At 41.8% G+C, this 20,128-nt stretch carries 22 protein-coding genes; 1 reads left to right on the plus strand and 21 read right to left on the minus strand.

All coding sequences use genetic code 11. The features are described 5' to 3' along the window. Nucleotides 1-59: 59 nt before the first annotated feature. The 14 genes from ABFV83_RS11180 to ABFV83_RS11245 form a co-directional block, all read right to left on the minus strand. Complete coding sequence (locus ABFV83_RS11180; RefSeq protein WP_349943856.1) at nt 60-1,361, minus strand: GHKL domain-containing protein; 1,302 nt, start codon at nt 1,359-1,361, stop codon at nt 60-62. Nucleotides 1,362-1,364: 3 nt separating this feature from the next. After that, nucleotides 1,365-2,078: a LytTR family DNA-binding domain-containing protein gene (locus ABFV83_RS11185; RefSeq protein ID WP_349943857.1), complete on the minus strand. Its 714-nt coding sequence runs from the start codon at nt 2,076-2,078 to the stop codon at nt 1,365-1,367. Nucleotides 2,079-2,499: 421 nt separating this feature from the next. Continuing rightward, entirely contained in the window at nt 2,500-2,982 is a 483-nt protein-coding gene (locus ABFV83_RS11190) for a hypothetical protein (protein WP_349943858.1), read from the minus strand. Between the two features lie 330 nt (nt 2,983-3,312). Continuing rightward, the gene (locus ABFV83_RS11195) at nt 3,313-3,480 is read right to left on the minus strand and encodes a hypothetical protein (RefSeq protein ID WP_349943860.1); all 168 of its coding nucleotides are present in this window, start codon (nt 3,478-3,480) and stop codon (nt 3,313-3,315) included. Between the two features lie 171 nt (nt 3,481-3,651). Next, complete coding sequence (locus ABFV83_RS11200) at nt 3,652-4,275, minus strand: HD domain-containing protein (RefSeq protein ID WP_349943861.1); 624 nt, start codon at nt 4,273-4,275, stop codon at nt 3,652-3,654. A gap of 236 nt (nt 4,276-4,511) precedes the next feature. Next, nucleotides 4,512-5,873 (minus strand): MFS transporter, encoded by a 1,362-nt coding sequence (locus ABFV83_RS11205; RefSeq protein ID WP_349943863.1) that lies wholly within the window; start codon nt 5,871-5,873, stop codon nt 4,512-4,514. Between the two features lie 322 nt (nt 5,874-6,195). Next, complete coding sequence (locus tag ABFV83_RS11210) at nt 6,196-7,200, minus strand: serine hydrolase domain-containing protein (RefSeq protein ID WP_349943864.1); 1,005 nt, start codon at nt 7,198-7,200, stop codon at nt 6,196-6,198. 4 nt (nt 7,201-7,204) lie between these two features. Then, complete coding sequence (gene murQ / locus ABFV83_RS11215) at nt 7,205-8,116, minus strand: N-acetylmuramic acid 6-phosphate etherase (protein ID WP_349943866.1); 912 nt, start codon at nt 8,114-8,116, stop codon at nt 7,205-7,207. Nucleotides 8,117-8,125: 9 nt separating this feature from the next. Further along, nucleotides 8,126-8,980, minus strand: coding sequence for a MurR/RpiR family transcriptional regulator (locus tag ABFV83_RS11220; protein ID WP_349943868.1), 855 nt, complete (start codon nt 8,978-8,980; stop codon nt 8,126-8,128). A gap of 26 nt (nt 8,981-9,006) precedes the next feature. Further along, nucleotides 9,007-9,480 (minus strand): PTS sugar transporter subunit IIB, encoded by a 474-nt coding sequence (locus tag ABFV83_RS11225; RefSeq protein WP_349943870.1) that lies wholly within the window; start codon nt 9,478-9,480, stop codon nt 9,007-9,009. A gap of 22 nt (nt 9,481-9,502) precedes the next feature. Continuing rightward, entirely contained in the window at nt 9,503-9,928 is a 426-nt protein-coding gene (locus tag ABFV83_RS11230) for a PTS sugar transporter subunit IIA (protein ID WP_349943871.1), read from the minus strand. A gap of 92 nt (nt 9,929-10,020) precedes the next feature. After that, the gene (locus ABFV83_RS11235; protein ID WP_349943872.1) at nt 10,021-10,860 is read right to left on the minus strand and encodes a PTS system mannose/fructose/sorbose family transporter subunit IID; all 840 of its coding nucleotides are present in this window, start codon (nt 10,858-10,860) and stop codon (nt 10,021-10,023) included. Then, on the minus strand, nt 10,853-11,641 hold the full coding sequence (locus tag ABFV83_RS11240; RefSeq protein WP_349943874.1) for a PTS sugar transporter subunit IIC: 789 nt from the start codon (nt 11,639-11,641) through the stop codon (nt 10,853-10,855). Before ABFV83_RS11240 ends, ABFV83_RS11235 begins: the two co-directional genes overlap by 8 nt. 283 nt (nt 11,642-11,924) lie before the next feature. After that, on the minus strand, nt 11,925-12,866 hold the full coding sequence (locus ABFV83_RS11245) for a YafY family protein (RefSeq protein ID WP_349943875.1): 942 nt from the start codon (nt 12,864-12,866) through the stop codon (nt 11,925-11,927). A 98-nt stretch (nt 12,867-12,964) separates the two neighbouring features. Here ABFV83_RS11245 and ABFV83_RS11250 point away from each other — a divergent pair, with 98 nt between their 5' ends. Next, a complete protein-coding gene (locus ABFV83_RS11250; RefSeq protein ID WP_349943877.1) occupies nt 12,965-13,387 on the plus strand; it encodes a pyridoxamine 5'-phosphate oxidase family protein in 423 nt (140 codons plus the stop codon). Nucleotides 13,388-13,540: 153 nt separating this feature from the next. Here ABFV83_RS11250 and ABFV83_RS11255 read toward each other — a convergent pair whose 3' ends face one another. The 7 genes from ABFV83_RS11255 to ABFV83_RS11285 form a co-directional block, all read right to left on the minus strand. Continuing rightward, a complete protein-coding gene (locus ABFV83_RS11255; RefSeq protein WP_349943879.1) occupies nt 13,541-15,007 on the minus strand; it encodes a family 1 glycosylhydrolase in 1,467 nt (488 codons plus the stop codon). Between the two features lie 60 nt (nt 15,008-15,067). Then, nucleotides 15,068-16,951, minus strand: coding sequence for a beta-glucoside-specific PTS transporter subunit IIABC (locus tag ABFV83_RS11260; protein WP_349943880.1), 1,884 nt, complete (start codon nt 16,949-16,951; stop codon nt 15,068-15,070). A gap of 133 nt (nt 16,952-17,084) precedes the next feature. Further along, a complete protein-coding gene (gene licT / locus ABFV83_RS11265) occupies nt 17,085-17,927 on the minus strand; it encodes a BglG family transcription antiterminator LicT (RefSeq protein ID WP_349943881.1) in 843 nt (280 codons plus the stop codon). A gap of 276 nt (nt 17,928-18,203) precedes the next feature. Further along, entirely contained in the window at nt 18,204-18,668 is a 465-nt protein-coding gene (locus ABFV83_RS11270) for a YbhB/YbcL family Raf kinase inhibitor-like protein (RefSeq protein ID WP_349943883.1), read from the minus strand. A 74-nt stretch (nt 18,669-18,742) separates the two neighbouring features. Continuing rightward, entirely contained in the window at nt 18,743-19,054 is a 312-nt protein-coding gene (locus tag ABFV83_RS11275; protein WP_349943884.1) for a carboxymuconolactone decarboxylase family protein, read from the minus strand. A gap of 17 nt (nt 19,055-19,071) precedes the next feature. Then, nucleotides 19,072-19,320, minus strand: a complete 249-nt coding sequence (locus tag ABFV83_RS11280) for a zinc ribbon domain-containing protein (protein ID WP_349943886.1) — start codon at nt 19,318-19,320, stop codon at nt 19,072-19,074. Between the two features lie 14 nt (nt 19,321-19,334). Continuing rightward, a complete protein-coding gene (locus ABFV83_RS11285; RefSeq protein WP_349943887.1) occupies nt 19,335-19,910 on the minus strand; it encodes a TetR/AcrR family transcriptional regulator in 576 nt (191 codons plus the stop codon). Nucleotides 19,911-20,128: the final 218 nt, after the last annotated feature.

A 20,128-nucleotide genomic window follows, 5' to 3' on the forward strand; every position in this document is an offset into this window, starting at 1 on the left:
CCGGCTTATGCTCCAATGTCATCTTGTCTTTCATACAATCGTTTTTTTATTAATTTAAACTATATATCATCATATAATATGGTTTCCAGTGAAAATATATCTCCTTCCCAGTCCAGTTCCATGCGCCCATGATATTTTTTTGCAATCTTCTCCATCGAATATATCCCCCAGCCATGAAAAGCCTCTTCTTTCCGGCTTACCAGTCTGTGTCCCTTATTATGCTCTATTTTTCCCTGATAGCGGTTTCTGACAAAAATATACAAATATCCTTTTTCATGGGTTATCTCTATCCAGATTTCTCCCTTACCCTGTTTCACATATTCAGAGGCCTCTACCGCATTATCGAAAGCATTTCCCAGCAATACTCCCAAATCTTCATCTTTTATCTTCATAACCCGAGGCACTTGAAGGTTTGTATGTAAAAGAATCCCTTTATTACAGGTTCTTTCCCACACATGGTTCACCATAGCATCGATTATCAAACTTCCGGTTTTTGACTCCAATCGCCCAATGCTCCCTGATTTGCCTATCAGATTTTCTAAAGTTGCTAATAGTTTTTCTTTTTGTCCGGATTTCACAAGCTCTTGCAAATAAATCAGCCGCTGTTTCATATCGTGCTTCATTTCCTGTATTTCTGCCGATGCTGCTTTCTCCAAATCATGCTGCCTTCCATAGTATTCCAATTGCTTCACATACATATGGGCATTTTTCTTCACCTGAATCGTTTCAACTAATCTTAAATAAATTGGATAGATGGATAGATTCATAATTGTTAATATCAATCCTGCCATCAGCAGCCAGCCAAAGGAATCCGTTCCTTTTCTATCCGATGTTTCTACTAACATGTAAAATACAGGATACAGGACCAATCCTGATAGAAGAAATAAGGTTAAATAGGCACCTCCGCTATAGGGCATCCTTCCGCCTCCATGGCGGTTCATGAACCAGCGGATTCCCATTACCGATAAAAACAGCAAAAATTTTGCCAAAATAGAATTAAACATAAATGGCGGACTTTGCCCATTATTCAGAAACACATAGCCAGCTTCTCCCATTCCCTCCAAAAGCATCCACATCATTACGAATATAATAGGGAATATACACCGCTTCCACAATATCCCTTCATAAGAAATAATACCAATTATCAAAATTGTCGTTAATGATATCATCAGGTTTATTACCGGATGGAAAAACACCATTTTCGTATTAATGCTTAACTGCCACAGGAAAAAAAGAGACCAGCCGACCAGCCTCACAGATCGGCTCTTCTTTACAAGAAAAATATCCAGATACACTTTCAGTAAAAGTGTAGAAAACAACGACAAGCTTAAACTTGTAAACATCATTTTAACCGTATTCATTTTTCACCTCTTTTTGAACTGCCTCAATTTATCATCCACCGTCTTTTTATACGCCCTGCTTAACGGTAAAATGATTCCATTCGGCATTTCAACCTCTTCATACCCCATCCGGATAACATGCTGGTAATTTACCAGATAAGACTTATGTATCCGTAAAAATCTCCCCTTGCCTTGATCCAGACTTTTTTCTATCTTATTCAAGGCTTTATATTCTTTTAAGCGGAAATTCTGCATAACAATTTCCGCTACTCGAAGCTTGCTTTCAAAATACAGAATATCACGTATTGCTACTTTATAATCCGACTTCATATATCGGAAACGGTAATACGAATCCTGCTCTTGTACAATTCTTAAAACATGATAAAAAGTTTCTTCAAATTCTTTCTTTTTTATAGGCTTTGTAAGAAATCCAATTGGAGCTACCCGGAAGGTTTCTTTCATATAGCCATCATGGGAGGTCACATACACCATCTGTACCAAACGGTCAATTTCACGTATTTTATACGCCGCTTCCAGACCATCCATATATTTCATCCGTACATCCAGATAGATTATATCATACCGCTTTCCTCCGGTTACCGCATTAACCAAATCACCTCCATCTTCATAAGATTCCACTTCTACTTGAATTCCGGCATCCTTCCCAAGTTCAAGTAAGCATTCTTCCAACTCTTTCAGCAAGTAAAGCTCATCATCACAAATAGCTATCTCAATCACAATCATTTTTCCCCTGTAAAAAAACTTTTCTGCCCTGCCAGCCTGCAGGACATCTTTTCCGTCAAGCTGCAAATAACTTTATGGCAGTCATTTCTTAACATATCATAGATTAGAACAAATCACAGACAAGAACAACACGCAAATCATAACAAAACGCATTTATCTAAAATTAATTCAGCATTTCTTGCTAATTTAAATATCGGCACAACTGCCGGTTTCCATAAATTCCCATATGCTGAATTAATGGTACCATTATAAATTCAGCAAAATTCCATGTCAATACATATTCCGTTTTAGCCGTATTAGTTTTCCCCATAACGGTCCACTATTGTGCGGTATATAAGGCGCTTTTATCCCATATACAATATTCTTTTAAAGCAAAAAAGGATACTTCATATTAGGTATCCTCTTAATTATATCTTCAAGGCGTAAAAACATTGTCTATTATGTATTGATTTATATCGTCAGTTAACGGATAGCCATTTATATAACCAGAACCTGACCCCTCTACGGCATATACCTGCCCATCAATTAAAACAAGATAAATATGTCTGAACGCCATTTTATCTTTACTATAAGCATAAAGTTCTCGTTCACCATACTTTTGAGGAATATTAACGCGCGCAAGCCTTTGTTCATCATCAAACATCTGGCGTAGTTTTTCAAAAGTCCCAGAGTTTAACGTGACTGTTTTATCAATATTGATATATGGGGAGTCGTGCCGTTCGCCTGACCATTCCTCTCCATTAGTGTAGACGGCATATTTGTACACAATGTTTTGTGTATCGTAATTAGCTATGTCTGCATAATAGCCTTTTACAGAATCGATTTCACTCTCAGAGCAATAAGTCCCGCCTGCCATAGTTATTTCCGTCCATCTCAAACCAATTTGTTGTCGGCTCATATTGGCCCATCGGCCAATACAAGCCCGATTCTACATCGTCAGGATCAGGCTTATTTGCGCTGTTAGCATGGCGCAAAAATCCTATATAACCTGCCGGCACAAAGGCCACAATGACATTGATAACAAGTAAGACCATTGATACCACAAGCCACCATTTTTTGGTGTTTTTCCCTTGTGTTTTTTCACCTTCCAGACGATTATAAGTATCGTACTTAAAATCACAAAAAACAGAGCAACCAAAAACAGAATCGCTAAAAATACGAAAAAGAATACCGCACCCATTTATATCTCCCTGCCAAATTTATTTCTCTAATTCTGTTTTAATTAAGATTACACTTCTGATATTTCATCCTGCATGTCATTCGGCTCGTTGCCGCGCAAATAATTACTGACAATCCTCCATTGGCCCTTACCGCACCGAGAAATCGTTTCCCGATGGAAGCCGTTGAAATAATTCCATAATTTATTTTCATAGTAAGCCTTTCTACATTCATTCATTTCTTCAACCTTCCTTTATTATAGTACAATAATGACCTTTTGCCTATTTCCGGATGTTGTTTGTCAAAAATGTTTTATACAGCAGCCTTACAATCAAATCAGCCTCGTTTTCTCCTGAATGAAATTAATGATTCAACTTATTATAAGAGACTCAATGAAGGTATCAGAATTTCACATATTCTGCATTTTTTTCAGAAATTGTCTGACCGCCTTTCTTTCATCTTCCGGAACGCTTCCGCCCCTTCCGATCCTGTCACAAAGCCCCAGCAGTGCAACTTCACCGATATCTGTCTCCCGCTTCATACCAGCGATATCGCCGAAAGGAAGCCCGCCTGTCACATACAGAATATGCATATGATACCGGACCAATTTTGCCACTGTCCCGATCCACTTCGCGTCGTCGGAAAAACAGGACAAAAAATCCTCCGTGAGATGTTCTCCTTCAGCATCATGATCATATGCGGTAATTTTCTCTTTTCGGATTTTTGTCACCGCCGGTTTGCCGATATCATGAAGCAAAGCCGCCCACATCAAGGTCCGGGCATCCTTACTTTTTTCCTTCTGTTCCGCCGCCTGATCTACTACCATCATCGTATGATTCCATACGCTTCCTTCCGGATGATATCGTTTTGACTGCGGGGTTTCCTTCATCCTGCCTAACATGGAAAACGGGTAATCCAAAAACCACGGTTCCCTGCTGATCTGTTCTAAATATTCCGATGGATGTTGGTCATGAAGCAAATGATAATCCATCTGCCGGAATAGTTCATCCTTATTATTATTTTCCTCTGCCATAACATCTGCCTTTCTGTTTATTGAATACTGCTATACTGTCTAGTTTACGCTAGTATCTATTATTTCAAATATTTACTGAAATAAACAACATTCTCACTTTCGGCAGATACAGATGAGATCCTTTCATATGCAGACCGTAAAATGGACTGCTGACAATAACGAGGAAGCGAAAGCTCTTTGAAGCGTATCCAAAATGCGAGAAGCCTGCTTACAGGCTTGAAAGAAAACAAAAAAATTTAATTATAATTCTTCTTTTTCAATGCCGAAAAAGCAACAATTGTGCTTGTTACCAATAATAAGAAGAAAATCAGAAGCACAATCCATGCCCCGGAGGCAGTGCCAGAAATAAAACCATATTTATTTTGAAAAAAAGAAAATATAGCAGCGACTAGCGCTGTAGCAACAGCGCCTATAAACTGCTGAAAAGTATTTACAAAGGCATTCCCATCTGAAATTTGACTGGACGGCAATGCGCTTAAACTACAGGTCATTAGGTTGCTATAAGAAAGGCCAAGACCTGTCATTAGAATAAGGTGAGCGCCTATGAGGAGCACCAATGAATTGGTATGCAACAGCACAATAAGCATAGTTATCCCAACGATGGTTGTAAAAAGACCAATCAAAATAGGCTTGTTTGCACCAATTCTATCTAATAGCCTCCCTGAAAGAGGAGCAAGTAAAGCCCCCATCAAAGCACCCGGAAACATGAAGGCCCCTGCGGCAGATGAACGAAAGCCGGCAGAAATTTGCAGATAGTTTGGCAAAACGAAAGACAACCCCAATAGCAAAGCCTGATATATAAGAAGGCTGAATAAAAATGCGGAAAATCTACTGTTTTTTAACACCGATATTTGCAGTAAGGGAGTTTTGCGGTTAGACAACAAAAACAAAAGTGCGCTTGCAAGCCCAATAACAAAAAACAATGCAAAAGTAATTCCTGATCCGGCACTTAAAGCCATTATAAAGGAAGTAAAGGTAATGGCCAAAAAGAAAACGCAGCGAAAATGTAGATGCTGTTTTTCTCTTGAAGCCTCACTTGGAATAGAGTGCAGACCGAGAGTAAGAGAAAGAATCATAAGAGGAATCAAAAAAATGTAAATATATCTCCAGTCCATCAGGTTGGAAATAAGTCCACCGTAAGTGGGGCCAATGGCGGGAGCAATTGAAGTTGTCAACGTTCCTATTCCCATCATCATTCCTCGCTTTTCAACTGGAGCTTTTGTGAGAATGATGTGGAACATAAGAGGAAGACCTATGCCTGTACCCACCCCTTGCAACAAACGCCCCAGCAAAAGCAGGGAAAATGATGACGAAAAGCAGTTTATCAAAACTCCCAGTAAAAAGAATAGATTTGCTGTGATAAATAAATTCCGTGCTGAAAAATTCTGGTTCAGATAAGAGGAAATTGGAACAATGACAGAAATCATAAGCAGATAAATGGTAGTTACCCATTGAATTCCTGACGTAGTCACACGAAACTCCTGTATAAGCAATGGGAATGTTACATTCATCGCCGTTTCAATTAAGACTCCAGAAAAAGCTAAAATGCCTGCGGCAATTATCGCCCCAAACAAGTGAAAAGTTTTGTTTTTATCCATATTGTAACTTGCCTCCTTAAATATAAATAGAGGCGGGATTATTATTTTAAAATAATAATTCCGCCTCTATATCAACACCATAGCGTGTTCTCTGTACGAAAACTATAACTGTCTAATTATAGCTATTAAGTCGTAAAAAGTCAAGTATTGAAGTCATTTGAAGAAATATGTAGAAGAAGTATATTAATGTATTATTTATGGAACGGATTTTTCGCACAGTTCTCCAACGGCAAGGGGAAGCCTTGGGTAAAAATTAATTGGTATGATGGAGATCAAAGGGGCGGCCCCTTTGTGAAAGAGCCGCCGCTATTTTATAAGTTTATTAAACCATATTCAGATAAATTTCATTCATTTTCTTTCTCATCTTCAGGAACTCCTGATTATTCCGGCTGGGATGGATCCGGTTCGTCAGCAGAATAAAACCTTTTCTGCCCTTCAAATCCATCAAAACAGAAGTCCCTGTAAATCCGGTATGATAAAGCGTATCCCTTCCATACTCCTTGCTCCAGCCCAGAGTTCGTTCAAATCTTATAATACTGCAAAGTTTTTCAAACGTCTCCTCACAAAACAAAAGCCGGGAATGTTCCAGATAAGCCTTAACAAATTTCGCCACATCTTCCAAGGTGGAAAACAATCCGGCGCTGCCGCACTGCCCTAGCAAATATGCCTTTTTGTCATGAACCTCTCCGCAGATGCAGCCCCTTTGCTCCGTACACTCCGTTGGAATGCAGCGCTCCCCGCTGCCCTGAATCAAATAAGAGGTATCCATCATCTCAAGAGGGCGGAAAATATTCTCCTGGAATGTTTCCTCAAGAGTTGTTTTGTCCAATTTCTCAATGATTTTTCCCAACAGGATAAAACCCACATCTGAATACAGGAATCCTTCTCCTGCCTCCCTTTCCCTTGGTGTGGTGTAGAGATATTGGGGAAGATTTTCCCTGCTCCAGCTTTCTTTGTTCCGTATTTCGGCAGGAAGGCCGCTTGTATGAAGCAGCAGGTGTTCCACCGTAACATCCCCATAGGAAAACCTGCCCAGGATCTCTTTCACCGGAGTAGTAAGGCTTATGAGTCCTTTTTCTGCCAGCTGAAGGATCCGGGTGGTGGTCCCAATTACCTTGGTCATGGAAGCAAGATCATAATACATACCCGCTTCCACCTTCCTGTCACAATAGGGAACCATTGCTCCCTGCTTTCCGTAGTACTTTAAGCGGCTTCCCTGATCACTGACAAAGCCAAGGCTGGCTCCCCAGATCACCTGATCCCCAATCAGCTGTTCTGCCATTTCTGCCAAAACCGTCTCGTTTTCATCATTCCAGGCTCTTATCATATGCCTAAACTCCGTTTTTCACAGCCTCAATGGCTTTTCTCACCTGACCGCCGGACTCTGAAAGGGCTTCCCTGGCCTGATCTTTTCTGCAGCCGCATTCGATCATCACGATAGCGGCAGCCACATCCTTATCTGCCTCGTAAAGTACCTTGAGAGCCAGCTCCTCTTTCGCACCTGTTAAATCCACGATCATCTTAACAGCCCGTTTCATTAGCTTTTCATTGGTGGGCTGTACATGAACCATATAATTCCGGTATACCTTTCCAAGTCTTATCATAGCTCCTGTGGAAAGCATATTGACCACCATTTTCTGAGCGGTCCCTGCCTTCATCCTGGTTGAGCCGTTGATTACCTCAGGCCCTACTACCGGGGCAATGGATATATCCGCGATCTTCGCCATAACGCTGGACTGATTGCAGGTAACGGAAATGGTAAAGGCACCTGTTTGTTTTCCGAATTCCAGGGCCGCCTTTGTATAGGGAGTTCTTCCGCTGGCAGCGATGCCGATCACACAATCATCGGCCGTAAGCTTTACCCGTTTTAAGTCCTCCACTGCCAGTTCTTCTGAATCTTCTGCCCCTTCCACTGCTGTATACATGGCCTCATCACCGCCTGCAAGAAGGCCAAAGGCCCGGGATGGCAGTACGCTGTAAGTAGGAGTCAGTTCCACCGCATCAAGTGTACCCATCCGGCCGGATGATCCTGCACCGCAGTAAATGATCCGTCCGCCCTTTTTGAAACGCTCCACAATGGCATCCACTGCTTCTGCGATCTGGGGAAGCACCTTTTCTATGGCTTCCGCTACTTTTTTATCTTCATTATTTATTAAGGTAACGATTTCAAGTGATTCCAGCCTGTCAATGTTCCGGGTGGATTCATTGATTGATTCCGTTGTAAGCTTTTCTATATTGCACATAAAACTCCTCTATTTTTTTATTTTCAGCCCTTCCACCATTTTTCTGGTTTTGATCAGCTCCACTTCATAGTGCTCTAAGTTCTCCTGGATCACTCCCATGTACAGAAGATCTGCCATCATGATAGAGGTATGAAGAGAGGTAAACGCACCGATCCGCATGACCTTTTCGTTGTCCGGTACATGGAGGCATATATCTGCAATATCCTGAAGGGGAGAATCTCTTCTGCGGGTAACCGCAATGATCGATGCTTCCTGTTTTTCTGCAATCCCGCAGGCATAAAGGACTTCCTGAGACTGCCCGCTGTAGGAAAATGCGATCACTACATCCCGTTTATCAATGTAGTTAAAAAATTCCACCATCATATTGATATCCTGGTAAAAATTCGCATTGAAGTCGGCCCGTTTCAGTTTATGGAACAGATCATAAGCAGGCAGCGAGGAACTTCCGATGCCCACCAGATAAATACGCCGGGCTTTCTTTATTTTGTTGATTGCTTCCTTTAATGCATCTTTATTCAGCTGATAGAAAAAATCCTGAAATGCCGCATCCACCAGGGCATCCATTTTCCGGCACAGCGTATCTAAATCATCTTCTTTGGAAATAATGGGATCTACCATATCTTCCTTATCATTTTGGGCATCGGCTGCAGCTAGTGCCAGCTTAAAACCTTCCAACCCATCAAAGCCAAGTTTTTGAACATAACGGATCACAGAGGCGGAGGATACCCCGCTTTTTCCTGCAATATCCACTGCCGTCATTTCAAGACAGTTTTTGGCATCTGACAATACAAAATCTGAAATTTTCTTCTCTGCCTTACTCATTTCATTGTATTGTCCTCTTATTTTTAACCGAACAGATTCCATTCCGCCTCCTCCTGCATCCGTTTATTTTACAGCATATTTACTATGGACTGGTCCGATTCATTGGGCAGCATCTGAGCCGTTACACTTACTCCAAGCTGTATCATTTCCCGGATATCCTTTTCATCATCTTCCGTCAGATTCACTGACTTTTTAATGGGTCTGCTTCCTTCTCTTTTTGCCACATTTCCCACATTAAAAGCCTTGATCGGAACTTCGGAACGGATCAGCGCTGCCATATCCGCCACGTTTTTTGTTATTAGAAATACCTTATCCTCTTCGTAGGCCTTTTCTGCAAATTTTTCAGCAGCCCGTTTAATAGACAGAATGGAAAGCTTTACTCCTGCCGGTTTTGCCATCTTAAGGCCTGCAATGATCAGTTCATCCTTTACTGCTTCATCGTTTGCCACAATGATGCGGGACGCTCCTACGGTATTGGTCCAAACCATAGCCACCTGACCATGGATCAGTCTTTCATCTACTCTTGCATGCACAATTGCCATGGATCTTCCTCCTTTTTTCTCCCTATTCTTCCAGTTCACATGCTTCATCTGATGTTTGAAAATACATCATATGCTGTTTTCCCATCTCCAGGGAGGCATCCAAAAGCTCCCGGATATCCGAAATCATCGCTCTGGACATGTAGGCATGAAGGACCAGTGGAAGGCTGATGCCTCCGACCACCTCCATATTTTCATGGATACCGGACATTTTCAGTCTGGAAGCCATATTAAAGGGGGAGCCTCCCGTCAGATCTGCAAGCACTGCCACAGCTTCACAGTCCTTAAGTCTCATGATCGCTTCCTTCAGATTTTCTGTCAGAAGTTCCGTGGAATCCTCCGCTTTAAAATCAACAGCTTCATAACATTCCGTCTCTCCGGCCAGCAGCTTTAACCCGCTGGTCAAACCGGAGGCAAATTCACCATGACCGGTTACTATGATTCCAATCATACCACTATTTCCTTTCCTGTTTCAACTTCCATTTTTTCAAACGGGTATTCACAATCCGCTTTGCTGCTTGATCACAGCGTGCCTTGATTCGGTTAAAATATACCAACCACAAAGGTAAGCATGGACTGCAGATTACCAAGTATCATGCCCAAACCGATGAGAACAAAAATTAATTTTGTAGAATCCACCTTTTTCTTTCCCAGAAGCCAGTAGGAAAACCCTACGATGGCAAGGGGAAGCAGGGATGGCATGATTTTGTCCAGCATATCCTGAAGGGCAAAGGTCACTTCTCCCATGGTAAACTGCAGATCCGTACGGTATTTGATTACAGAAGGGATCAGTGCCCCTACCACAGTCAGTCCCAGGATGCTGGCCGCCTCTGTAATAGGAGAAATTTTATCTGCAAACCCGGTTGCAAGCTTTCGCCCGGACTGATAACCAATGCAGGTGAATTTATACCTTATCCATAATACTCCGGCACAAGCAATGAGGGGGATAATAAGCCCCACAGGATTTCCCTGCATGGCGATATAAGACGCAATGGAGAACACGATAGCCCGGTAGATGGCGATGAACAACGTATCACCGACTCCTGCAAAGGGTCCCATAAGTCCGGTCTTTAAACCGGTAATGGCCTCCTCCGCCTCAATTCCCAGTTCTTCCTCCAGCGCCATATCGGCACCCACGATCAGATGAGACATTGCCGGCGTTGTGTTAAAATAGCCCAGGTGCATCTTCAGTGCCCGTTTCATCTTCTCCGGATCTCCGGAATACAGCCGCTTTAAAACCGGCATGATGACATAGGCATATCCAAGCCCCTGCATCTTTTCATAATTCCAGCCAAACTGTATAGTAAACAGATTACGCAGATATACTTTTTTGATATCGCTTTTTTCTAATTTCCCGATTCCTGTCTGGTTTTTGTCAGCCATCGATTTCTACCTCCTCTTCATCCATAGTCGCCACTGCTACCCGGTCCCTTACTCTTGTAAGATGAAGAGCAGCCAGTGCAAAGCCGATCAATGCGGCAGCCATAACAGTAAAAGTAGCGCCTCCAAAGGCAATCAGCACGAATCCGATGATAAAATATGGATAATATTTTTTAATGGGCAGATAACGCATCAGTATGGCCATACCCATTGCAGGAAGAATGGCGCCTGCGGTTTTAAGACCTGTCATGAACCAGGCCGGGATAATAGCATTTACCCCATTTACCACAGCTTCTCCAAAACACAGTCCCAATGCAACCGGAATCACTCTTGAAAGGACCCAGGGCAGCAATCCCAGCAGATTTGCACGCTCCACTCCTTTGTAATCCCCATTCTCTGCACAGCGGTCTGCGTAATGCTGGAAGAATGAGTTGGTCATCCTTCCCAGAATGTCCATCTGGGTCAGCAGCAATCCGATGGGAATAGCCAGACCGATTCCGTATTCTGCTCCCTGACCCGAAATAATGGCATAAGCGGTACCCATAATCGCTCCTGATAAATAGTCCGGAACCGTGGCGCCTCCATAAGTAGCAACTCCCAATGTCATGAGCTGCAATGTCGCACCAACGATCAGGCCTGTTGGCAAATCCCCCAATAATGCCCCGGTAATCACAGCTGCGAACAACGGGGTATACAATCCGCATTGAATAGAAATCTGATCAACCACAGCAATCACGGTATACAGAATCAATCCAATAACAACCAGCAAAGAAACTCCCTGCATGTTTTACCTCCTTTTTCCTGCCTTATGCTTTTTCACTCCATAGGCAATGTGTATGGTTTTTTATAGTATAAGCACTTATATTTAGTATTATAGCATATATGTAATCATTTTACAATATATTTTAAAAATTAGTTTTAAATGTAATAGTATTACATTATTAATTAAAGTAATTTGTTCATTAAAGGAATAAAAGGGCTTATTCAGGGGGCCTTTTATGGACACACCGTGTAAGAAGTATTAAAAACAAGGTATCGCCCTGCTGGACCGATACCTTGTTTAACTGTCATATTGAAATGAAATGATTTTTTATTGTATCTAACCGGTCAAGAATCAGGTTTTTCAAGCTGGCCGGCCTGATCGAGAAAATCATTTCACCGTAAATAGTGAAATAATTGGCGATAAACTGTTCTTCCCCTTTGTTATAAAAACCTCTTACATAATATTTCCCGTCTTCCTGATACAGCTCCATTGATGGATAATGCTCTTTATAGAATACATCCACGCCTTTGACAGAAATACCCACCTCAAAGTCAATGGAGTCATTATCCCGAAACATCTCTTTAGGGGAAATGAGAAATTCAGAAAGCGGCTTTGCTATATACTTATCGCAAGGCTGTACAACATGAATTTTATCACAGCGGAACACTTGCGGCTTTTTTGTTTTAAAATTATACGCCGTTGCATACCACTGTCCATAAGCAGAGGTAATATCAAAGAACTGAACGTAATACTGCTTCTCCAGTTCTCCCTTTGTATAGTGGACTTCACACACGTTTTCATCCACTGCCATGTGCAGAATATCCTGCAGGCAGTTACATTCACTCTTGTTTTTGTAACTCCCCAGGCTAAAAATCAATTCCATTTTCCGCAGCTTTTTTATTCGTTCTTCTGATATACACCCTTCAAATTTTTGCTTTAGCTTTTGGACATTCAAATGAAAAGGTGTCGATTGATAGGCGTTAAGCGTTTGCATGGAAAAATACAACGCGTGGACCTCGTCAATCGTAAAGACAATAGGGGATAATAGCCGATTGGGAAGTATACCATAGCATCCGTTCCGTCCAGACTTAGAGTAAATCGGCATGCCGATTTCTTCTAAGGACTGAATATCCCGAAGTGCTGTACTTTTGGAGATAGAATATCTGTCCATTATGCTTTTGAGACTGAAAAACTTTTTATCATTTAAATATATCATCATATCATTTAGCCGCTCTGATTTTTTCATGATTTTTTCCTCTTTCTGATTAAATGGTTCCACTAAATGACACCATTATGTATTATACTGCAAACATAGTAATAAATAAAGCAAAGGAGAATTTAACCATGAATACAAAACGAGAATTTAACCGACTGATCAACGCACAAACCGAAATTGCTTTGGCTACTTGTACTGACGGCCAGCCCAATGTGAGGATTGTAAATTTCTGCTTTGACGAAGCCGCCAAAGTGATGCTCTTTACCACTTTTGGGGATAATGAGAAAGTCAAGGAATTGGAAGCCAATAACAAGGTAGCATTTACAACCATTCCCCACGCAGGCAATGAGCATATTAAGGCGAAAGGTACGGTAAAAAAAAGCAGCAGCACTGTATTTGACGCAGCAGAGCATTTCATAAAAAAAATTCCCGGCTACAAAGATATGATAGAACAAGCTGGAGATTACTTAATTCTCTATGAAATTGCTTTTGAATCAGCTATTGTCACCTTAGATTTTGAGAACATAGAAACATACGATTTAGCTGACTGATCATGAACATAAATATAGAAAGAATGGCCCAGCCTTCCCGCTGCGCCATTCTTTCTATATTTATTCTATACTGTCTTTCAGGACCTTCTTTTTTTAAGTCCTAAGTAAGCCGCTTTTAATATCTTAAGCATAGCCTGATACATTTCCTTTATCTTACAGCTCTTCCCCATTGGTTTCTATGACCTTCTTATACCAGTGGAAGGAATCCTTTCTGGACCGGTTTAACGTACCATTTCCCTCATCATCCTGATCCACATAGATGAAACCATACCGTTTTGTCATTTCCGATGTGCCGCAGCTGATCAGATCGATGCAGCCCCACGTAGTATAACCCATCAAATCTACGCCGTCTGTTACCGCCTCCTTCATCTGCTTTATGTGCTCACGGATGTAGTCAATCCGGTAATCATCATGAATGCTTCCATCTGCCTCCACCTTGTCCCTGGCTCCCAGTCCATTTTCAACCAGGAAAAGAGGCTTTTTATAACGGTCATACATTTTATTCAGTGTAATGCGAAGTCCAATGGGGTCAATGGGCCACCCCCACTCTGTCAGCTTTAAATAAGGATTCTTGATCGGACTGTCCAGTTTTCCGGCCAGTTCATTTGCATCCGGTCTGTCTTCCGTAACATGGGTCATGTAATAGCTGAATGCGATGAAATCCACCGTATAATCCCTGATGATCTGAAAATCTTCCGGTTCTGTTTCCAGCTTTATGTTCTTTTCTTTGAAATACCGTAACATGTAGGAAGGATATTCTCCTCTTGCCTGTACCTCTGGATAAAAGAGGTTGATCTGATCAGCCTTTAATGCCTGTAACTGATCCTCCGGCTTGCAGGTCTTTGCATAGGACTCAATCCGGTTGATCATGCAGCCGATTTTTGCATCAGTCATGATTTCCTTTCCAGCCTTTACTGCCAGGGAACTGGCCACAAACTGATAATGTGATGCCTGGTAAGCCGCCTCTTCTAAGTGATCCACCTTGTCCGGGAAGCTTCCTGCCCCGGTGTAAAGGCTGTTTAAGTTCATATTCATTTCGTTAAATGTGATCCAGTACTTTACATCATCCTTATAACGGTTAAAGCATGCGGCTGCAAACCGTACAAAACACGGAATCAGCTCCCGGCTCTGCCAGCCGTTGTACTTTTCTGACAGAACTATGGGCATCTCATAATGAGATAATGTAATGAGAGGTTCAATATTATACTTTTTCAGCTCGGCGATCACCTTATCATAAAAAGCAAATCCGGCTTCATTTGGCTCTGTTTCCAGACCTGTTGGAAAAATCCTTACCCAGGAAATAGAGAACCGGAACACCTTAAATCCCATTTCCGCAAACAATGCGATATCCTCTGCATAACGATGGTAAAAATCGATTCCCCATCGCTTTGGAAATTTATATTTTTCCTCGTTAGTCCGGTATTCTTCCAGCTCCTTTGAGGTCACATTAAAGGTGAAATTATTCACTTCTCCCGTTGCATAGGGATCTTTATAAGCGGCATAATCCGATGTGGACATTCCTTTTCCATCTTCCTCATAAGCTCCCTCGATCTGGTTGGCAGCAGTCGCCCCTCCCCATAAAAAGCCCTCTGGAAATCCGTATTTTACTTCCTGGTTCATAATTATTCTCCTTTTTCTGAATATTTTTAATAGTATAAATTGCTTATTTTTATCGAAATATTACTGGAATACAATTAAAACTTCACTGGTTCCCGCCTGTGCCTTGTCCATAGGAAGATCCAGCACATTCACATATTCATCTGAGTTTGTAACAATCATGGGGGTGATGGGATTTAAGTGGTTCTTTTTAATCAGTTCCAGATCCACCTTTATCAAAGGTTCTCCCTGGTCCACCCACTGGTCTTCCTTCACAAGGATTTCAAAACCCTTTCCCTGGAGATTCACGGTATCGATCCCGATATGGATCACCACATTTACCCCTCTGTCGGAAATCAGGCCGATGGCATGCTTTGTAGGTGCAATCATTTTTACCTGTCCCTGAAAGGGTGCTCTCACTGTTCCCTCATCCGGTATGATCGCGATCCCCTTTCCAAGGATGCCCTCCGCAAACATCTTATCAGGAACCTGGGCAAGTCCCACTGCCTTTCCCGTCATTGGAGCGGCAACCAGTATTTTTGCGATGTGCCCTTCCTGGTTCTGGCTGACTGCTTCAGCCTCCTTATCTTTGCTCTTTGTCTTCTCTTTTTCCTCCAGCGGAAGAACAATGGTCATGAGAAATGCAGTTAAAAAGGCAGCAAAAACACCGACACAGGCCAGGATAAAGTTATTTACTTCCCCTTCTTTTAAATAAGTAGGCAGAGCGGTAATTCCCGGAATGCTGAACGCATAGGCCTTAACCTGAAAGATGCCGTAAATGGCTCCTCCCACCGCTCCGCCTGACAATGCGGCATAGAAGGGTTTTTTATATTTTAAGTTCACCCCATATATGGCCGGCTCCGTAATGCCGAACAAAGCGGAAAGCGCACTGGAAAATGCAATGGATTTCATTTTTTTGTCCTTTATTTTGAAGGCCGCTCCCAGTACGGCGCCGCACTGGGCCATATTGCTTACAATGCTCATGGGAAGCAGTAAAATATCGTAGCCAACACCGCCCAGTCCATCAAAGGTGGAAGGAAAAAATGCATAATGCATGCCGGTTATAACGATGACCGACATAAGCCCTCCCATCAGTAAGCCGGCCACAGGTCCCGCAACTCCAAACAGGGAAATGAAAAAGGCCGCCACATATTTGCCGACATAGCTTCCCAAAGGAGCGATGAATACAAGAACCACAGGGGCTGTTATCAGAAGGGAAGCTACAGGCGTCACGATCAGCTTTAAAAAGCCGGGTACAAAACGGTCTATGAATTTGTATACAATACTTAGCAGCAATACTCCCAGAATAATTGGGATCACCGTGGAATTGTAATCCATTACAGGAATATTTAAAAACAGGAATTTCACCGTACTGATCCCCTGCCCGCTTAGATTCACAAATGCAGGATACATGATGATTCCGGCAAGGGTGGCAGACAGATGTTCATTTACCCCGAATTTCTTTCCCGCTGAAAAAGCAACCAGAAAAGGCAGGAAGTAAAAGGTGGCATTGGAGATCATATCTAAAACAAAATAATTATCTGACTCCGGATTCAGCATTTTAAGAAATATCAACAGAGCCAGGATCCCTTTTATAATACCGGCCCCTGTTATTGCAGGTAAAATGGGGTTGAAGATGCCTGAAATCACGCCGAAAACAACGTTGATTGGATTTTCCCTTTTTTTATCCTTCCCGGGCTTTTCTTCCGAAGAAACCACAAGATCTCCCAGCTCTTTCTTAACCCCTTCAAATACCTTTAATACCTCATTTCCAATGATCACCTGAAACTGATCCCCCTGAAACTGGGCCCCTAAGACACCGGTTAAAGCCTGTATGGCCTTCACATCTGCCTTTTCCCTGTCCTTTAAGTGAAAACGCAGTCTGGTAATGCAGTTCCATGCCTGGGTAATATTATCCTTTCCGCCGCAATACCGGATAATTTCCTGAGCTAACTTGAAATGTTCCATACACAAAGTCTCCTATTCATTTAATTTTTAGTGGTCAAGCAGATATTCGCAATCAGCGCACCTACTTGATTTGGTTAAAATAAACCCTGGTTCGCAGACAATGCCTAATTGAATAGTAACACTCTTGTTTTAATCACTTGTTTGTGATATTTGTTATTCTTTCGATGTGAAGCAGTAAATAAATGATTTCATCCTTGGAAACCTCCCAGGAATAGGCGTCAAACAAATATTTTGCAATCTTTATTGCACACTGGTAGCTTTTTTTATAACGGGTCTTTACCGTTTCCAGTAAATCTTCGTCGTTTAATCCGATTGTGTCCTTCATATGAGTTTCCTGACGTATGATAAAATACCGCAGATGTACAATAAACCTGGAGTAGTATAATGAATTTTCATCCAATATTAATTGAAAATGGTAGCTGACAATATCCAGGATCCGGCTGATGATTTCTGTGATCTTTAAGGTATCACTCATATCCTGACTTTCAAATTGTGCATTTACAAAATGAAGGGCAATAAAGGATGCCTCTTGTGGCGGCAGTTTTACCTGAAGACGTTCCTCAATTATGTTCACCCCCTTTACTCCGATTTCATATTCCCTTGGATATAAGTGGGGAACTTCCCATTGCAGCGGATTATTCACATTCTGACCTTTTTTCGCCCGCTCAACAGCAAAATACAGATGATCGGCAAGTATGATCAGGATAGAGGCATGAAGCTGCTTTTCCAATATCCTGGAGCCATATTGAATGATTTCTTCCGTGGCGGAAACAATGTCTTCCGAAAGGTTCTGAACCATGGGAGCCAGACGTTTATTGCTGTCATTGATGAAAAGCTTACTGACAGAAGATTCTGAAACCATATCTCCCTTTCTCCGGTTGAACCCGATTCCGGTTCCAAACAGCACGACTTCGTTATGATTCTCGTCGTAGGCAAGTACAATGTTATTATTCAGTGTTTTAACAAACTCGAACATAAAACACCTCCTTTCTCGTTTAAATTTTTCCTTTTAAATCAGTTTCAGTTAAAAATCATCTAAAAATAGGATAAAAAAAATCACCAAATACTGATATCCCTTATTATGCGGATATTTGTATTTGATGATGCCTGATCGAGTCAGTAACACTCACTATTAACTTGTCTACAATATAGCATTTCTCCGTCATATTGTCAAGATAATGTTTCTAAAATTTAAATGGACCTGACAAAACGTTATCTTTGAAATTATGAGACCTCCAATATTATTGCAGTTTTACCGAAATCTTCCCACTAAACAGCCCTCCTGCAAAATATGCCCCTGCATAGCAGCCAATACATCCCGCTTTCTGGATTTGCCTGGCAGATCCAGCAGACAGTCCAACGCATATACATTGAATTGATAAAGGTGGGACCAGTTGAAAGGCGGTTTCGGCCCGCGGTATCTGTTTTTCCCGTATCCACGTCCCTGTGTTGCCCCGTTCAGCTCTGCAATATAGGGTCCGTGAGGTATGTTTTCGGGGATTATCTCCATGACGGGAATATTCCAGATGACCCAATGGTTATATGCAGGAATGGGGTGTCCCATATCATCCATTATGATAGCAAGGGACTTTGCATTTTCATTTACGGATGACAGATGCAGTTCTGGTGAAATATCTTCTCCACGCCCTGTGTATTGGATCGGTATGACGGCTCCGTTCTCAAAAGCCGGACTGGTTACTGTTAGTTCGTTTTTCATATTATTATCCTTTTCTAATCAGACGGCCAGGAGATCGCCTTATGTGTGTGAAATACGGCATGTTCAGCCGTATTTCACCCCTCCTCATCAAATGCTTCCAGGGCTATTGGCAAGGACTTTACAATTGTATTCCCAACAGCGGGCAATCCTACCAGAATACTGCTTATAATTTCTTCTCTTGTTGCCCCTTTGGATTTTGCCATCTTAACATGGAACGGCAATCCGCTTTCAAGACCCACAGCAGCCATTACCGCAAGATAAGCAAGTTCTTTCGTCTTTTTATCAAGTGCACTTGCACCGTCCAGTTTTTGAACCATTTCCATCCAGGCCTTTTGTACCTCAGGAGCTTCCTTTGCAAAGGCTTGAAACGATGAACTAACCTGCATTGAATCACCTCCCCTGATTAAATACTGAAATATTCCCGCCATGCAGGAAGCTTTTTCATGCTGCTTTCGGCCATTTGGGCCGCAGCCTTTTCATCAAACCCCTGTGTCTTGATGATAAAATTGATCATACCTACCTTCTTTTCTTCAAACGACTGCATGGAGCCGTCAGGGCGGGCGCAGTGTACACAATAGTCTTTCGCTGTGTCACCGCAGGCGAATTCAGAAGCCTCTGCCATCGGCATACCGCAAGCAATACAAACCTTCATTTTATATCCTCCTTTTATTTTTTAATCAACTCTAAAAAAGTTTCTGTAAGTTCGGAACCATACCGCTCTAAGACCGGCGTATCCGGCGAAAACAAATCTTTGTTTAACAAATAATAATGAACCAATCCCATCCACGTATTAAACAACAGGTGAACCGGAAGATTCTTCATTGTATTGTTTTCACGTTCAAATACCTTGTTAAAGTGGTAGGCAACAATGGATTGAATATTTGAAAATGTTAATCTTCCATCCTCCGGCAATAAACTCCTTTCAGCGATCAGCCGGATATAAAATTTCTCATGGCGGGCTAATATATCCAAATGGGCCTTTAACAACTCCTCAATATTATCTTTTGTTTCCGCCAGCCGGTGTATCTCTGATCCCAAGGCATCACCAAAATCCTGAATCAGGCAGCACAGCAATTCATCTAATGATGAAAAGTGGACAAATATTGTGCCGTGAGACACGCCTGCTTCCTTTGCGATAACAGCCGTTGTAGCTGAAAAGCCTTGTTCAGAATAAACCTGATATGCTGTTTCAATTATTTTTTTTCGGGTATTTTCTTTTTGCAGCTGCCTTTTTGATTTCAATTAATGACCTCCAACTCAATGAGTATGCACTCATTATAATTCGTTTTTTATGAAGCGTCAAGGTAAATTTTTAAAAAATCCTGCAAATTGCTTTCTACTTACCTATCCCGATTTCTGATTTTATTTTTTCATACCTTGCTTTCGCTTGCAATCTGCCTGACAATGTATAATAACCAATGATAACAAGAATTCCTTCTTTCGTATTACATACCAGAGTA

It is taken from the genome of Lacrimispora sp. BS-2, from assembly GCF_040207125.1.
Classification (GTDB): domain Bacteria; phylum Bacillota; class Clostridia; order Lachnospirales; family Lachnospiraceae; genus Lacrimispora.